The following is a 16,054-nucleotide window of genomic DNA, read 5'->3' on the forward strand; positions in this document are numbered from 1 at the left end:
GACTGTGGGGGAATGACACAACAGCGACCATCCCGTTTTCGGGCACCGCAATCGAGCACGAGGAGCGGCAATGAGAAGGATCAGACACAGTCGGGCACTACTGGTTGGCGCACTCATTGCGTCGACGGGATTGTTCGGTGAAGTAGCGCTGGCGTCTGCCGATCAGTCTCGATCTCTTCCCCCCGGCACACCGACATCGGCAGACGGGTCTGCGCTCGATCGCATCGAAGTGGTCAACGACCGCCAACTGACGATGTACGTCCGCTCGGCGGCGATGGACAAAGTGATACCGCTCGAGGTGATCCTCCCAGCAGATGCGAGCGCGCCACGGCCGACGCTCTATCTGCTCAATGGAGCCGGCGGCGGCGAAGACTCGGCGACGTGGCAGACCCGGACAGACGTCGTCAATTTCTTCGGTGACAAGAACGTCAACGTCGTCAATCCCATCGGCGGTGCATACAGCTACTACACGGACTGGCAGCAACCCGATCCCGTTCTCGGACTCAATAAATGGACGACCTTCCTGACCGAGGAGCTTCCCCCGATCGTCGACGCAACGCTCGGAACGACTGGGGAGAATGCCGTCGCTGGTCTATCCATGGCCGGCACATCGGTTCTGAGTCTGGCCGAAGCGGCGCCGTCGGTGTATCGCGCCGTGGGAGCGTTCAGCGGATGCGCTGAGACGAGCACCCAACCGGGTCAGGACTATGTGACCTTCGTGGTCAGCTTCCGCGGCGGCGACGTCAACAACATGTGGGGCCCTCCCGGAAGCCCGGCCTGGGTGGCCAACGATCCGGTTGTCAACGCGGAGAAGTTGCGTGGCATCGACCTGTACATCAGCAACGGAACCGGTTTACCTGGCCCACATGAGACCTTGGCGGGGCCGATGGTGAATGGAGATCCGGGCGTCCTCGCTAATCAGGTGATCGTGGGCGGCGTCATCGAGGCGGGGACAAATCAGTGCACGCAGCGTCTCGCGGATCGCCTCAATACCTTGGGAATCCCGGCAACGTACGACTTCCGGCCGACCGGCACTCACTCGTGGGGTTACTGGCAGGATGATCTGCACAACTCCTGGCCCATGATCGCCGACGCGATCGGTACCCAGCGATAGGTACCGGTCAGCCGGTGAGTTATTGCTCACTTCTCTCGCATCGTTCGAGATCTGACTAACCTAGATGCTGGTCAGCGCGGTTATCATCACCGGGTGAGTTCCGAAACGCGCAGCGTCGAAGCAGCCGAAGACACTGACGTTCTTGCCCGTCGATTTGCGTGTCTGGGAGATCCCGCGAGGCTTCGAGTATTGCAACTCGCTGCAGTCGGACCAGTCGAGATTGCCGCACTTGCAGGTGAAACCGGCATCGAACCGTCGACACTCGGAACCCATCTCGAGGCGCTCGCGAACGTGGGCTTCATCGATGTCGACGTCCAAGGCGGGACTTCCGTGATCCGCGTTGCGGGTTCGGTGTATTCCGACCTCATGGACGCGGCAAAGATCGTCTCGCCGCGGGCGCAGGTGCGCGACACGCTGGGGGCCTTGCCGACAGACGTCACGCTCCGCAGAATGGCCGAGAGTGACTGGGACGGCGTGCGATCGATCTACCGCGAGGGAATCGACACCGGTACAGCAACATTCACTACGTCGGTGCCTTCCGCGCTGAAGCTGGACGAGCAATGGTTGCCCGATCATCGGTGGGTAGCCCAGATCGACGGCCGCGTCGTGGGTTGGGCGACCCTCAGTCCCACGTCATCGCGCGACTGCTATCGAGGTGTTGCCGAGAACTCCATCTACGTCGGAGGCGCAGCGCGTGGCCGCGGCGTCGGGAAACTGCTCCTTCGTCATCAAGTTCAGGCCGCCGACACAAGCGAGATCTGGACAATCCAGTCGTCCATCTTCCCTGAGAATCGAGCGAGCATTGCTCTGCATCAGGCCGTCGGATTCCGGATTGTCGGCACCCGCTCACGGATCGCCCAGCTGGGTGGACAGTGGCGTGACACCTTGTTTCTGGAACGACGCCGTGAGTCCCAGCTTCACTGACCGGGCAGTGCGCAGACCGTGTCGAGTCCGAGGACGTGATTGAGCCGACCGGACGTGATCCACGATCCGATGCTGATCGAGAGTTCGACAATTTCCGCTTGGCTGTACTGCGCGCTCATCCGTTCCCAGAATGCGTCGTCGAGGCCGTGGTGATCCAATGCGTACCGCTGCGCGTATTCGGCGGCCAGGCGGGTGCGGTCGTCGAAAGCGTCTGTGGTTTCCCAGTTTTCAACGGCTTCGCCAAAAGTATCTTCAACTTTTACTCCGTCGCGTTCGGTGCGCCAGTCCATACACACGATGCAGCCGTTGATTTGCGCGATCCGCAACCGTGCGGCCTCGAACTCGCGTAGGCCGAGAGTCGACTTCGTGGTGACCGCGCGTGAGAGTCTCGACGCCGCCCGCCCGATCTCGGGAACCAGGTCACCCCACACGTATTCGATGGGATCTTTACCCTCGGGCACAGTGATGTTCATCGTCGACTCCATCTCGTGTGGTTTCTTTCTCCGACGATAGCGGCGCGAACCTGCCAGGCCGCTGTGCGAGTCCCACTGGTCGGCATGAGAACCCCGTTGTGAGCATGTGTGGGTGATGCAGATGCGGCGGGTGTGGGCGCGGCGGCGTGCGAGGTATGCCACTTCGTTGGGGCTCGATCGCCGCAGTCGATGCTTGAGGCGGGTGATGTGTGGGGGGTGAGATCCAGTTAACGGGGTGTGCGGAGAGTATGGCCAGGGCGGCCCAGGCGACGTTGCCGTTCGAGGGGGCGGCTTCGGTGTCGGGTGGTGTGTGCCATGCGGAGCACCGAGGCGGCGTTGAGGAGTATTGATTTGTGCGTACGTCTCATGCCGGTGCCGCATGACCCCGCAACCCTCGCAACGCCCACGTCCACGTTTACGCCATAGTCAACGTTGGTGCGGTAGCGGCTACAGCAGTGGGGGTGGGAGCGGCATGGATGCTCGGCTACAGCACCACCGTTGCCATCTGGATTGTGATGTTCGATGGTCTCGTGAACAGCCGTCCGATCTCGGTGCTGCCGAGCGCTGTCACAGTGCGCCGGAGCGCCGGCTTGGACCTTTCTGTCGCTTAATCCGTCACGGGGTTGTCGATCCGGGCGATTGTGAGATGCGACGCGCACCGTCGACGATCAGCCGGGAACTTAAACGCTGTAACGTCTCGGCGAGGGGATATATGCCTCATGCGGCGCATCGGCTGGCGGTGAAGCATCGGGCCAGGCGACGGCAGGCGAGGCTGGTCGCAAATGCCGAGCTTCGTTCCTACGTTCAGAGGAAACTGGGAAAGAGGTGGTCGGCGCAGCGGATCAGTCAACGGTTGGTCAAGGACTCCCGGCCAATCCGCAGATGCGTGCGAGCACCGAGACGATCCGTCAAGGAAATCTGTTCACGCCCGAGGCGAACTCGCACGAGAACTCGGTAAGCAACTGCGCCGCGGTCGAATTGCTCGTAAGCCACATAAGCAGCCCGGCGCCCGCCGACCGAAGTTTCGTCGACCCGATGAACTTCATCAGCTGCTGCACCAGCCTGTCATCTCGTATAAATGTCGACTCATGTACGTACAACTTGGACAGTCGGGGTGAGGTCCGCGACTCTTACAGTTGCGGTGACCAGATTTGGAGGAGATCATGACCATGATCCATGCCCCGAGCGGACCGAACCTCGAGCAGGTTCGGCGCATCGTCACTGAGATCCCGGGCCCTCGGTCGCGAGAACTCGCGGCGCGACGTAGCAGTGCACTGCCAGCTGGCCTTGTCAGCGGGTCCGACGTCTACGTCCGCGCCGCCGGAGGCGCTGTAGTCGTGGACGTCGACGGGAACTCGTTTATCGATTTCGGTAGCGGTATCGCAGTGACTACAGTCGGTAATTCTGCACCACGGGTCGTCGAACGAGTGATACAGCAGCTTGACAGTTTCACGCACACGTGTTTCCTGGCCACCCCGTACGAGCTCTATCTCGCTGTGGCAGAAGAACTTAATGCACTGACGCCCGGTGATCACGTGAAGCGAACCGCACTGTTCAACACGGGGAGCGAGGCGGTGGAGAACGCGGTCAAGTACGCCAGGGCGTTCACCGGCCGCCCATCGGTGGTGACGTTCGATCATGCGTTCCACGGGCGCACACTGATGACGATGACCATGACAGCGAAGAACCGTCCCTACAAGCAATCGTTCGGTCCCTTTGCTCCCGAGGTGTATCGAGCGCCGATGCCTTATCCGTACCGGTCACCGGGCGGTGCGGACGAAGCTTTCGCGCAGTTCGAGCTTCTCGTGGACAACCAGTTAGGTGCTGACTCGATTGCATGTGTCATCGTCGAGCCCATCCTCGGCGAGGGTGGGGTCATCGTGCCGCCATCAGGTTTTCTGAAACGTATCGCAGACGCATGCCGAGACCGCGGAATTGTTTTCGTCGCGGATGAGGTCCAAACCGGAATCGCACGGACCGGAGCGTGGTTTGCGTCGGAGCACGAAGGGATCGTGCCCGATCTGGTCGTGACGGCGAAGGGGCTTGCAGGTGGGTTGCCTCTTGGCGCGGTGACAGGACGCGCCGAAATAATGGATGCCGCTCCGACCGGTGGCATTGGTGGTACGTATAGCGGCAATCCCGTCGCGTGTGCGGCCGCGTTGGCGGTGCTCGACACGATCCGTGAGGAGGGGCTTATCGACAGAGCTCAGCAGATCGGTTCCAAAATGAGTAGCGAATTAAATAGTATCGCTGCCGCTACTGAGGTGATCGGCGATGTGCGCGGTCGTGGCGCGATGATCGCGATTGAGCTTGTTCTTCCCGGGACGCACATTCCTGATCCTGACGCGACCGCCCGTGTCAACCGCTACTGCCAAGCCCGTGGATTACTCACCCTCACTGCAGGAACCTACGGCAATGTGCTGAGGTTTCTTCCCCCACTGTCGATTTCGGACGACCTTCTCGCCGAGGGGCTCGGTATTCTGCGCGATGCGATAGCCGTTTTGTAGCTTCGACTGGACCGTGGCCCTCATCGGGATTAGGTCGGAACGGATGAGGTTCACCAGCAGGTGTTGGCGGATTCAAAGGGCCGGTTGCGATACCAGTGATCATTTCACGATCTGTACGGACAATTCTCGGCCGGGCATTCCGGCCGAGAATTGTGCGTGTTGCGCATTGAGTGCTCGAGCGACGCGCGTGAGTTCGCCGAACCCATTGTGTGCTGTATTAGTGTTGAAGGGGGAAATGCGGCGTGATCCCGCCTTTTTCAGGGTCGACGTCGCGATAATTGGCTAAACCCCTGTGTTGCAGTACCTTCGGATTTTGCGCTCCCGTATCCAGTTGTCTCTAGGGCGTACACGGGTTGATGGTTCCCCCGGTGTATGGTGCTCCGTCCTGGTGTAGCTGGACGGATACTCCTCCACCTCTGTCAAGATCATCGAATTCGTGGACATGTCAGTTTGTCTCGACGTGTTTTCCGCTGAATGGGACTTTGGTCGACGAAATAATCTCGGGTGTTGCGTATCTCACGTTTGGATTGTCAAAAATGCTGTGAGAAAACAACATCCGATCGTGCGACAAAGTGCTCGTCCGTGGATAGTCTCCCAGGTATGGGAAACGAAGGGATGGCAGTGGATTCGACTTTACGGAGTATCGTCTCAAACCGATCGTTAAGGATTCGGGTTCTTGTCGGCGCGGATTTGCTTGACTCGGAGATCGTCTGGGTCGCGACGAGCGAGCACGAGGATCCGAGTCAATACCTCAATGGTCGCGAGATTCTGTTGACGACGGGTATGCGATTTTCCCAGGAACAGGATTTTTACGGTTATGTCGAGCGCCTCACCAAGGTTGGCGTAGTCGCGCTGGGTTTCGGGCTGGGGCCGGCGCACGATACCGTACCTCTCGGACTGGTCGCGGCGGCGGAACAGTGGGGGATGATCCTACTCGAGATCGCCTCGCCCACTCCGTTTATTGCGGTTACCAAAGCGGTTGCCGACCTGATCGCAAATCGTGAGCACGCGGCCGAGTCGCGGGACAACCAGATCCGGCAATCACTCACTCGTGCGGCGCTGCGAGGTGGGGCCGATGCATTGGTCGAGGCGCTCGCCAAAGAGAGCGGATCGTGGGCGGCATTGTTGTCGCCTGTGGGTATCGTCCGCCAAATCACACCCAGGCGTGCTGGCGTCCGACTTGATGACATTCGCGATGTGCTTGTGCGCACACGTGAGTCCGGATCGTTCGGGAGTGCTTCGGTGATAGCGAACGGGGAGCGCATTGAAATTCTCCCGGTTGGGCGTCGGTCTCGTCAGTTGGGCACGCTTGTGGTTGGCAGTACGGGTGAGGTGCGCGGCCAACGTTCGCGGTTCGGAATAATCGCCGCTGAGGTGCTCGGACTCGAACTTGAACTCGAATCTACCCGTAAGCTCGCCGAGCGCCGCAGGCTCGACGCGCTTGTGATGATCCTTGACAACCAACTGTTGCCGATCGATCAGCTCACTGTGCTCTTTGGTGACCCACTGACGTCCGGGCGTATCGCGATCGCGGTGGTCCATGTGCCGAAGTCCGAGCGGGACGAAATACGTGGTGAGTTAGAAGCATACAGGTCGAATGTCATTGTCGCGCAGTATAAGAGTCGGTTGGTGATGTTCATGAGTGAACGGCACCTGGACGTGGAGGCGATCGAGCGGAGTTTAGTCAATGCCAGTACGCACGCCGTGGGTATTGCGGTAGCCCGCGGTATCGAGCACGCAGAGCGTGGCGTCAAACAGGCGGACCGTGCGGCAACTGCGGCTGCGGCGACGAATATGGGTGTGCTGCAAATCGGTTCGCAACTCGGCCCCACCTACTCGGCGATGTTGGCAGCTGCGGACGAGGGGGAGATCGCGGCGAGTATCTTCGCGTCGATCGAGACGGCCGACGAGAAGCGTGCCGGTGATCTGTGTCGCACTGTAATAGCGTGGCTGGGCCTCAACGGCCAGGTGGAACCCACTGCAGGGCTCCTTGGGGTGCACCGGCACACACTGCGTGCACGGGTGCGGCGGATCGAACGACTGATCGGGCAGCCGCTCTCAGATCCGACGACTCGGGCCGAATTGTGGTTTGCAGCGCTCCAGCGCTATCCGCAACTATCCGAACAGGCGACAGATTGGCGGAGGAATTGTACAAGCGGGAGTGTGCAGTCGGTCTAATTCACCTCATATGGTTGACCAACGACGGCACCCAGTGACCATTCCACAGCAAGCCGTCGACTCCTGGATCATGCGAAAACTATTCGGCGAAAACGAATTTCGCCAATACGAGGCTTCATAGTCCGGAGAAATGTGGCAACAGTCAACCGGTCAGGAAAGGGCCCCTCATGGCTCCTGAGAACAGGACTCCTGTCAAACATAAACTGCTAGCACTCGGTATTGGAGTCGTACTGACTTTGGCTGCGACGTCGTGTGCGTCGGGATCAGAGGAATCCGACGGACCGAAGGTCGTGGTGGGTGGATCGGATGTCGGGATCGCGGCATTGATGGTCCCCGCACTCAAACGGGCCGGCGACGAGTTGGGTGTCGAGGTGGAGTACAAACCGATGGCACAGAAGACCGCTCAGATCGCTTTGACCAACGGTGATGTGGACATGGGTTTCATGAGCATCACCAACCTCGCGTCTGCCCAGGAACAGGGCCACGATGTCATCGGACTTGCGCCCACCTGGGCGGCGAACACTTCGTTGGTCGTGAAGGAAGATTCGCCATACAAGACCGCAGAGGATCTGAAAGGGAAGGCGGTAGGTTCGCTCAATCGGACGGTCAGCGTGTACGCGGAGTCCTACTTTGTCCTTGCGGACATGGGCATTGACATGGAGAAGGATTACCAGCTGATGCTTGCCGACTCGGGTGGTCTCCTCCAGGGGCTCCTTGATTCCGGTCAGATGGAAGCGATTACACAGTACGAACCGAATACGACCCGCATGCTGAATCAGGGTGGGTACCGCGAGCTCTTCCATACGTCGACCTACTGGCAGGACCAGGGTCGTCCACTTGTCCCGTCCCAGAACTGGGCGGTTCGGAAGGAATGGCTCCAGCAGAACGACCAAGATCTGATGCTGCGGCTCACCGAGCGCGCAACCGAGATCGTGAAGACTGATTCGTCGGTCTACGAGACCAACGCTGCGGCAGTGAACCTGCCGACTCCGGATGGCACCCAACTTTTGTTCGAGCGCTTTGCACCACTGTTGTTGCTCGGGTACACCACCGAGAACCTCTCGTACGCGCAGGAAGAGTTGGACCAGGGCAAAGAACTCGGGCTGCTCAAGGACAGTCACAACATCAGCGATCTGGTCTTTCATGAGGGAGAGGAGCGAAAGTGACGAACGTCGAGACGGCCCCGAAACCTATTGCGAACCGTCCTGATCGCAGTAGGGTCACCGATGCTGAATCTGCGCCGTCGATGCGAGTCCGAATCGCGGGTTCGCCGTTGGTGTTCCGGCTCGCATTCCTCGTGACGGTGCTGGTGCTGTGGATGATCGCCAGTTCGACCGTGCTCAGTTCGGTATTGCCGAGTGTTCCGGACACGTTTTCCGCGCTCGGTGATCTCCTGACGGGGAGTCAGTTCTACGACCAGATGTGGCTCACTGTCCGACGTGTACTCGGCGGATTCGCAATTGCATACGTGGCGGCTTTCGCGATCGGCACGGCCATGGGGCGGTCGAAGAGGTGCGAAGCTTTCTTCGAACTTTTCGTCGTTACGGGAATGTCGCAGCCCGGCATTTTCATCGCGATGATCATCCTCATCGGCCTGGGTCTCAAGGAATCCAGTGCCATCATCGCGATTGGCTACTTGGCCATTCCCATGGTCACGGTCAACATCTGGCAGGGGACCAAACGGCTCGATACGGACCTGCAGGAGATGTCACAGGTATTCGGATACTCACGATTCGCTCAGTTCCGCCACGTGATTCTGCCGCAACTCGCTGGACCCGCAATCACCGCAGCGCGACAGGCATTCGGTGTCGCCTGGAAATACGTGGTGATGATCGAACTCCTCGGACTCTCCGATGGTGTTGGCTACCAAGTGAATCGCGCCTTCCAGCTCTATGACCTCACGTCCGTTATCGCATGGACGATCGGTTTCATGATTTTTGTCGCCCTCTTCGAGTACATCGCTCTCAGACCCCTCGAACGATGGGCATTTCTGTGGCGTGAGCGTCCGATGGGCAAGTTCGTCGGAACCAAAAAAATTGTGAACGAGGACGGAGCCGACCATGCCTGACCCCATCATCGCACTCGAAAACGTCTGTAAGAGCTACGACATCGCAGGCGGCGAATCGCTCACGGTGCTCGACAACATCTCGTTTACCGTCGGCGAAGGGGACTTCGTGGCGGTAGTCGGCCCGTCCGGCAGTGGAAAGTCTACGCTGCTGAATATCCTTTCCGGACTGCAGAATCCGACAAATGGGAGTCTCGAAGCGCCCGCTCCCGAGGAGATCGGGTTCGTCTTCCAGCGTGCTCGCCTGCTGCCCTGGCGGACAGTTGAAAAGAATCTGTCGATCACACGCGAGGCGCGAGCAGCGAATCGTCGCGAGCCGTTCAAGCAAGGGGTCGGGGACTATCTCGAGGCGGTTGGGCTGTCCGACTACGCCGACTTTTATCCGGCGGCGCTGTCGGGGGGTATGCAGCAGCGTGTATCCATCGCACGGGCCCTTGCCACTGAACCGGCAATGCTCCTCATGGATGAGCCGTTCTCGGCACTCGACGAGATGACTGCGCGTACGCAGCGCGCCTTCCTGCGCGACTTATGGCTCGAGCGTCGGCCGACGGTCATGTTCGTCACGCACAACGTCATGGAGGCGATCTCGCTCGCGACGTCGGTTGTCGTGTTGTCGTCGCGGCCTGGGCGGGTGCTCGATCACATAGTGATCGATGCCGAATATCCACGCAGCCTTACCGATCCCGCCGTCGAAGCCGTTCACGAGCGCGTCATGGAACTGCTCGGTGTCCCGGCATCCGACCGTGTGGCGCTCTGAGTGAGTGAGACGATGACCGCCGTAGGTTCGCTCCGCGAACAGATACTCCGCCTTACCGCCGTAGGGGCGCTGGGGACGGTCGATCGGGCTGTTTCCCCCGTGCACGAGCTCGCCGCGATCGCTCACAAAGCTGATCTCTCCGGCGGACCTGCACTGCTGTTCCGTAATGTCGGCAAACACTCCGCGAGGGTGGTAGTTGGTACCGATTCGTCCCGGGAGCGGGTGGCGTCCGCGTTGGGTGTTGAGCTCTCGAAGCTGACGGAGCGGTATGCGAGCGCCCTGACTTCGCCGATCACGCCGACGGAGATCTCAGTCGGTCCGGTTCACGAACGTGTGTTCATCGGTGACGCTGTTGACCTTGGTGAGCTGCCGATCCTCACTCATTTCGAGCATGACGGCGGTCCGTACATCACGTCAGGGATTGTGACTGCGGTGCATCCGGTGACCGGAGAGCGCAATCTGTCGTATCACCGCATGCAGGTGAAGGGACCTCGAGAGCTACGCATGGTGATCGTGCCGCGGCACCTGCACCGGATCTACGAGGCCTACGAGGACTCGAACCAACCGATGCCGGTTTCGATCATCCTCGGCGTGGACGCGCCGCTGCGCTTTGCCGCCGGTACCTCAGGTTCTGCGATACCATTCGGGGCTGACGAGTATGGAATCTCGGGCGGATTACGTTGTCGCCCAGAGGAACTGGTGCGTGGTGTGACTAACGATCTGATGGTTCCGGCGCACGCCGAGATCGTCATCGAGGGACATGTCATGCCACACCTACGCGGAGATGAGGGTCCGTTCGCGGAGTTTGCTGGATTCTACAAAGGCACAAGCCCCCGGCACGTCGTGCATGTCGATGCGGTGACGCACCGTACCGATCCGATCTATCAGGGGTTGCTGTCGGGGTCGATGGAGCAGCTATTGCTCATGGGACTACCGAATGAGCCGGCGATGTTGACCGCGATGCGCGGAGGTATCCCTGAAATCCGGGCGATCAATGTGACAGGGGGCGGGTTGAACAAGTTTCACGTGGTCGTCGCGCTTGAAAAGAAACACTCCGGCGACGGCAAGGATGCGATCGTCGCAGCGTTCGCCGCGCATCGAGATGTCAAGCTCGTGGTCGTAGTGGATCACGAGGTCGACCCGTTCGATCACGTAGCTGTCGAACGTGCGATCGCGACGCGGTTCCGAGCCGACGAGGATCTCGTAGTGATCTCGGGCGGCCGCGGAAATCCGGTGGACACTTTGCTGACGAGCGTCGGTACAACGGCCCGAATGGGGATGGACGCGACCGCACCGCTCAAGGGGCAAACCGACCTGCCTGAGCGGGCCATGATTCCCGGGGCTAGCGAGGTAGATCTCGCTGAATGGCTGAGCTGTTCAACTGATTCGACTTCACACGACGAGGACCAGACTGCGGTCGACGCAACGACGCGAACGGCCGAAAACACTAAGGACAACTAAAGTGACACTGACAGAAATATCTCACATAGGTGTCGATCTGGCCGCCGAGTCGCTCGACAAGGCATTTGTCGGCGGCGAATGGGTCGGTGCGGACTCCGGCGTCACGGTCGCCGTCGTCGATCCAGCGACCGGACGGAACATCGGGTCGGTTCCGAACATGGGACGGGCAGAGACTCACCGTGCGGTCGAGGCAGCTGCGGCGGCGTGGCCGGTTTGGCGCGCATTGCCCGCAGGCGAGCGCTCGACAATTCTGCGGCGGTGGGCCGACCTGATCACGTTCTATCAGGATTCGTTGGCGGAGTTGCTCACCGCCGAGCAGGGTAAGCCGCTCGCCGAATCGCTCGGAGAGGTCGGTGCGTCCGCAAAATTCCTCACCTGGTTCGCAGAAGAAGCCAAACGTTCTTACGGGCAGACGATTCCGACGGACCGAGTTGACCGTCGACTGCAGGTGATTCGCCAGTCGGTAGGTGTGGTCGCGGCAATTACGCCCTGGAACTTTCCCAGTTCGATGATTGCCCGCAAAGCCGGCCCGGCGCTGGCTGCTGGCTGCACGATGGTCGTGAAGCCGTCGGAGGAAACCCCGCTGTCGGCGCTGGCGCTCGCACGACTCGCCGAGGCCGCGGGGGTACCGGCAGGCGTGCTCAACGTCGTTACCGGTAACGCTCGGGAGATCGGGGAGGTTCTTACCGGTAGCCCGCTGGTCCGCAAGCTCACCTTCACCGGGTCCACCAGGATCGGCAAGTTGCTCGCCGAGCAGTCGGCCGCGACGGTCAAGAGAGTCTCGCTGGAACTGGGCGGCAACGCCCCGTTTATCGTGTGCGATGACGCCGATCTCGATGCCGCTGTCGACGGCGCGATCAAATCGAAGTTCCGCAACGCCGGTCAAGCTTGCGTCGCAACCAATCGAATCTACGTGCAGGACGGTATTTTCGACCGATTCGTGGCCGCATTCATCGAGGGCGTCCGCGCGCTCGCCGTCGGAAACGGAGCAACTGCTGGCACCGATGTCGGACCGTTGATCAACTCGGGCGTCGGCACACAGATGGCGGCTCTCGTCGAGGACGCGGTCGCGAAGGGTGCTTGCGTCGCCACGGGCGGCGAAACGCACGCGCAGGGAGACGCATTCTTCACCCCGACAGTTCTGCTCGACGCGTCCGACGAGATGGCCTGCTGCCGTGAAGAGACTTTCGGTCCTATCGCACCGATCATGCGTTTCATCGACGATGGCGAGGTGGTGCGCCGCGCCAACGACACGTCGTACGGTCTGGTCGCGTACTGCTACACCACTGATTATCGTCGGCTGAACCGGTTCTCCGAAGAGCTCGAGTTCGGCATGGTCGGAATGAACGATTTCTCGGTCTCCACCGAGTCCGCACCTTTCGGTGGTGTGAAGGAATCCGGAATCGGTAGGGAGGGATCGCATTACGGTCTCGACGAGTACACGGAGATCAAGTACGTGTGCGTCGGAGGCCTGAGTTGAACCGACGGGCCAGTTGCAGCGGATTGCTCAGTCACGCAAGCGTCTTCGAGGAGCGAGAATGAGTAAGTCAATCGACGAATTGGTCGATGTCGATATCGAGGGCACTGTCGCCCGCGAAATCTTCGTCGACGAGGAGATTTTCGAGAAGGAACTCGAGCACGTTTTCGGCCGGGCATGGCTGTTCGTCGGTCATGTCGATCTGGTTCCGAAACCGAATGACTACTTCGCGTCGCGGATGGGGACCGATCCGGTCATCCTCACCCGAGATCACAAGGGCGAGATTCACGTTCTGCTCAACACGTGCACCCATCGCGGTATGAAGCTGTGCCGATCAGATCAAGGGAATACCCGCACGTTCACTTGCCCGTACCACGGGTGGAGCTTCTCGACCGATGGAAGGTTTGTCGGGCGGCCGGGTGGGCTCGTTGGCGTTCCGGGTCTCGAAAAGAACTATCACGACGAGCTGGACAAGAACGAATGGGGACTGATCCCAGTACCTCAGGTCGAGGTCTACAAAGGCACGGTATGGGCCACGTGGGCCGAGGACGCTCCGACTCTGGAGGAGTATCTGGGGGATATGCGGCTCTACCTCGACTACGCCCTCGACTATCGTGATGGCCGCCCCGATGGTGCCGAGGTCTTCGGTGGCATCCAGAAATGGCGGGTGAAGGCGAACTGGAAGATGATCCCGGAGAACTTCATCGGCGATCTCTATCACGATGTCAGCCATCGTTCGGTGGACGCGGTTGGAATCGGCCCAAGCGGTAAGGGGCGGCGCGACACGTTCGCCAACCGCATGACTCTGTGCTTTCCCCAGCACGGGCACGGCGTGATCGGACAGCTGCCGTTCTACGAGGAGTACGAGGGCGTATCCGGCGCCTGGGGCGACAATCCGGACGTCAAGGCATACTACGAGCAGGTCCACCAGGATCGGGTCGAACGTTTCGGTGACTCCCGGCGCGTATCGATGAGCGTCGGAACCATCTTTCCGAGCATGTCTTTCCACGGACGACAGCCTCGCACCATCGCGTGGGTACATCCGATCAGTGCCACCGAGACCGAGATCTGGCGCATCTATCTCGTAGACAAGGACGCACCTGAGCCGGTCAAGGACGAGGCGCGGCGGTACTACCTGCGCTACTCCGGGCCTGCCGGCATGACCGAGTCCGACGACATGGAGAACTGGGCCTACGCAACTCGAGCGAGCGAAGGGTGGCGTGCGAAGCAGCTGAAGTTCAACTACCAGATGGGCCTCGGGCACGCGAAAGCGGTGCCGGACCTCGAGCACGCCGTCGAGAACGGCGAATACAACGAGGAGAACGCTCGCGCCTTCTATCGCCGCTGGGCGCAGTTCATGAATGCGTCCTCCTGGAAGGATATTCCGATGCCGGTAGACGAGGCCGAACAGTGATGGGGGCCGCTATGCCGCATGGCGATGTTCTGCTGCGTGAGCTCGAGGGCGTCTACTATCGCGAAGCCGACCTGCTCGACGACCGGGAGTTCGAGCAGTGGCTCGAGATGCTCGATGACGATCTTGTCTACTGGATGCCGCTGGTACGCAACGTATCCAGTCGAGAATCCGGTGAATTTTCGCAGCAGGGAACCGATATGAGCTGGTTCGACGAGGACAAGGTGACCCTCGGCAAGCGTATCGCTCAGCTGAAGACCGGCATGCATTGGTCCGAGGAACCTGTCTCACGCGTGACCCGGATGATCTCGAACATCCGGATCGTCGATGAGCGGGACGAGGGGCGGGAAGTCACTGTTCGGTCCAAGTTCATCCTGTATCAGAACCGGCAGGACGATGAGGTCAACATGTTTGTCGGCAAACGTCGCGACACGTGGCGGCGGCGTCCGGCTGGCAGTTGGGGACTGGTCCGACGCGACATCATCTTGGATCAGAATGTTCTACTTGCCAAGTCTCTTTCGGTGTTCTTCTGATGGCCGGGCAACAGGGTGTCGTCATCGTCGGCGGCGGCCAAGGCGGTGCCGAGACAGCCTTCGGGCTGCGTGCGAAAGGGTACGACGGTTCCATCACGCTGCTGTGCGCGGAGACGCACCTTCCCTATTCGCGCCCGCCCCTGTCGAAAGGCGTCCTCGAAGGCGGCGTCGATCCGAAGAGTTTGCTTCTCCGATCAGCTAATGCCTACGCTGCCAAGCAGATAAACGTGCAACTTGGTGTTCGAGTCACCGTCATCGATCGATCGACGCGCACGGTTGCCACCGATTCCGGTGAAAGTCTCGGATTCGAATTTCTGGTGCTCGCCACCGGCGCCGAGGCTATTCGGCCGGCTTGGGCAGACGCCCCGAGGGTTCATTCGATCAGGACTCTCGACGACGCCCAGGCTGCGTCGGCTTGTCTGGGCGAGCGTGCCGTGGTCATCGGTGGTAGCTTTCTGGGACTCGAGGCGGCTAGCTCACTGTCGAAGACCGTCGACTCGATCACCGTGGTGGAATCGGCCGAACAAGTACTGCCAGGGCGGGTTTCGCTGCACACCTCGGAGCGGGTCCGCCGGATGCACGAGGAGCGAGGCGTCCAGTTCATTCTGGGCGAGGGAGTCAAGACCATTCGCCCTGGCGCCAACGGTCTGGAAGTCGAGTTGCGCACGGGTGCGTACCTCGAAGCAGATTTTGCGGTACTGGCGATCGGCGCTCGTCCGCGAGATGAACTCGCCAGCGAATGCGGCATCGAGACGTCACGCGGGGTGTTGGTCGACGCACAGTGTCGTACGTCGGATCCGCACGTATATGCCGTCGGGGACGTTGCCGTCGAGCGGCGTGACAACGGAACGATCTTCGGCATCGAGTCTGTTGCCAGTGCCATGGCGCAAGCGAGGACGGTAGCCGCAGTCATTGCGGGAGTAGATATTCCGCTTCGTAGGCCGGAGACATTCTGGTCCGAGCAGTTTGGCACGGAACTTCGGATCGCCGGTGTGGTCGACGCTGCTCATACCGTGGTCGACAGATTTTACGAACCCAGCGACGGCGGCTTCGTCGTCCGGCGGACCCGCGGTGAGGCGCTCGTGGCCATCGAGGCATTCGGAAATCCGCGAGAGTTCGCGCTCGGACTGCGGGAACTGACAACCATCCACTAA

At 60.4% G+C, this 16,054-nt stretch carries 14 protein-coding genes; 13 read left to right on the forward strand and 1 reads right to left on the reverse strand.

Annotated features, from left to right (window positions below; translation table 11 throughout):
* Positions 1–70 precede the first annotated feature (70 nt).
* Positions 71–1,114: an alpha/beta hydrolase gene (locus R4P64_RS08980; protein ID WP_045070131.1), complete on the forward strand. Its 1,044-nt coding sequence runs from the start codon at positions 71–73 to the stop codon at positions 1,112–1,114.
* Between the two features lie 93 nt (positions 1,115–1,207).
* A complete protein-coding gene (locus R4P64_RS08985) occupies positions 1,208–2,038 on the forward strand; it encodes a helix-turn-helix domain-containing GNAT family N-acetyltransferase (RefSeq protein WP_317820360.1) in 831 nt (276 codons plus the stop codon).
* On the opposite strand, the gene R4P64_RS08990 is transcribed toward R4P64_RS08985, so the two are convergent.
* Complete coding sequence (locus R4P64_RS08990) at positions 2,032–2,511, reverse strand: carboxymuconolactone decarboxylase family protein (RefSeq protein WP_317820361.1); 480 nt, start codon at positions 2,509–2,511, stop codon at positions 2,032–2,034. The genes R4P64_RS08985 and R4P64_RS08990 overlap by 7 nt on opposite strands.
* Before the next feature lie 461 nt (positions 2,512–2,972).
* On the opposite strand from R4P64_RS08990, the gene R4P64_RS08995 reads away from it, so the two are divergent.
* The 11 genes from R4P64_RS08995 (at position 2,973) to R4P64_RS09045 (ending at position 16,054) form a co-directional block, all read left to right on the forward strand.
* A complete protein-coding gene (locus R4P64_RS08995; RefSeq protein ID WP_317820362.1) occupies positions 2,973–3,122 on the forward strand; it encodes a hypothetical protein in 150 nt (49 codons plus the stop codon).
* Between the two features lie 552 nt (positions 3,123–3,674).
* Positions 3,675–5,018: a 4-aminobutyrate--2-oxoglutarate transaminase gene (gabT, locus tag R4P64_RS09000; RefSeq protein ID WP_317820364.1), complete on the forward strand. Its 1,344-nt coding sequence runs from the start codon at positions 3,675–3,677 to the stop codon at positions 5,016–5,018.
* A gap of 615 nt (positions 5,019–5,633) precedes the next feature.
* Positions 5,634–7,196, forward strand: coding sequence for a PucR family transcriptional regulator (locus tag R4P64_RS09005; RefSeq protein ID WP_317543966.1), 1,563 nt, complete (start codon positions 5,634–5,636; stop codon positions 7,194–7,196).
* Positions 7,197–7,432: 236 nt separating this feature from the next.
* Positions 7,433–8,362 carry an ABC transporter substrate-binding protein gene (locus R4P64_RS09010; RefSeq protein WP_317820366.1) on the forward strand — a complete coding sequence of 310 codons (930 nt, stop codon included), beginning with the start codon at positions 7,433–7,435 and terminating at the stop codon, positions 8,360–8,362.
* Positions 8,359–9,264 (forward strand): ABC transporter permease, encoded by a 906-nt coding sequence (locus tag R4P64_RS09015; protein WP_317543761.1) that lies wholly within the window; start codon positions 8,359–8,361, stop codon positions 9,262–9,264. The genes R4P64_RS09010 and R4P64_RS09015 overlap by 4 nt, the downstream gene beginning before the upstream one ends.
* Positions 9,257–10,018 (forward strand): ABC transporter ATP-binding protein, encoded by a 762-nt coding sequence (locus R4P64_RS09020; protein ID WP_317543763.1) that lies wholly within the window; start codon positions 9,257–9,259, stop codon positions 10,016–10,018. The genes R4P64_RS09015 and R4P64_RS09020 overlap by 8 nt, the downstream gene beginning before the upstream one ends.
* 12 nt (positions 10,019–10,030) lie before the next feature.
* Positions 10,031–11,479, forward strand: coding sequence for a UbiD family decarboxylase (locus tag R4P64_RS09025; protein ID WP_317543764.1), 1,449 nt, complete (start codon positions 10,031–10,033; stop codon positions 11,477–11,479).
* Between the two features lie 7 nt (positions 11,480–11,486).
* Positions 11,487–12,959, forward strand: coding sequence for an NAD-dependent succinate-semialdehyde dehydrogenase (locus R4P64_RS09030; RefSeq protein ID WP_394855616.1), 1,473 nt, complete (start codon positions 11,487–11,489; stop codon positions 12,957–12,959).
* Positions 12,960–13,017: 58 nt separating this feature from the next.
* Positions 13,018–14,370 (forward strand): Rieske 2Fe-2S domain-containing protein, encoded by a 1,353-nt coding sequence (locus R4P64_RS09035; protein ID WP_317543766.1) that lies wholly within the window; start codon positions 13,018–13,020, stop codon positions 14,368–14,370.
* Positions 14,371–14,381: 11 nt separating this feature from the next.
* Positions 14,382–14,900, forward strand: coding sequence for a 3-phenylpropionate/cinnamic acid dioxygenase subunit beta (locus R4P64_RS09040; protein ID WP_317543767.1), 519 nt, complete (start codon positions 14,382–14,384; stop codon positions 14,898–14,900).
* The gene (locus R4P64_RS09045) at positions 14,900–16,054 is read left to right on the forward strand and encodes an NAD(P)/FAD-dependent oxidoreductase (RefSeq protein ID WP_317820371.1); all 1,155 of its coding nucleotides are present in this window, start codon (positions 14,900–14,902) and stop codon (positions 16,052–16,054) included. Before R4P64_RS09040 ends, R4P64_RS09045 begins: the two co-directional genes overlap by 1 nt.

Origin of the sequence: Rhodococcus sp. IEGM 1366 (assembly GCF_033142425.1) — a bacterium.
Taxonomy (GTDB): Bacteria; Actinomycetota; Actinomycetes; order Mycobacteriales; family Mycobacteriaceae; genus Rhodococcus_F; species Rhodococcus_F globerula.

What these genes read in the sequence shown, in the direction of transcription:
- R4P64_RS09020 (WP_317543763.1), top strand. Translation starts at nt 9,257, where the DNA reads ATGCCTGACCCCATCATCGCACTCGAAAACGTCTGTAAGAGCTACGAC.
- R4P64_RS08990 (WP_317820361.1), bottom strand. Translation starts at nt 2,511, where the DNA reads ATGAACATCACTGTGCCCGAGGGTAAAGATCCCATCGAATACGTGTGG.
- R4P64_RS08980 (WP_045070131.1), top strand. Translation starts at nt 71, where the DNA reads ATGAGAAGGATCAGACACAGTCGGGCACTACTGGTTGGCGCACTCATT.
- R4P64_RS09035 (WP_317543766.1), top strand. Translation starts at nt 13,018, where the DNA reads ATGAGTAAGTCAATCGACGAATTGGTCGATGTCGATATCGAGGGCACT.
- R4P64_RS09025 (WP_317543764.1), top strand. Translation starts at nt 10,031, where the DNA reads ATGACCGCCGTAGGTTCGCTCCGCGAACAGATACTCCGCCTTACCGCC.
- R4P64_RS09005 (WP_317543966.1), top strand. Translation starts at nt 5,634, where the DNA reads ATGGCAGTGGATTCGACTTTACGGAGTATCGTCTCAAACCGATCGTTA.
- R4P64_RS09040 (WP_317543767.1), top strand. Translation starts at nt 14,382, where the DNA reads ATGCCGCATGGCGATGTTCTGCTGCGTGAGCTCGAGGGCGTCTACTAT.
- R4P64_RS09045 (WP_317820371.1), top strand. Translation starts at nt 14,900, where the DNA reads ATGGCCGGGCAACAGGGTGTCGTCATCGTCGGCGGCGGCCAAGGCGGT.
- gabT (WP_317820364.1), top strand. Translation starts at nt 3,675, where the DNA reads ATGACCATGATCCATGCCCCGAGCGGACCGAACCTCGAGCAGGTTCGG.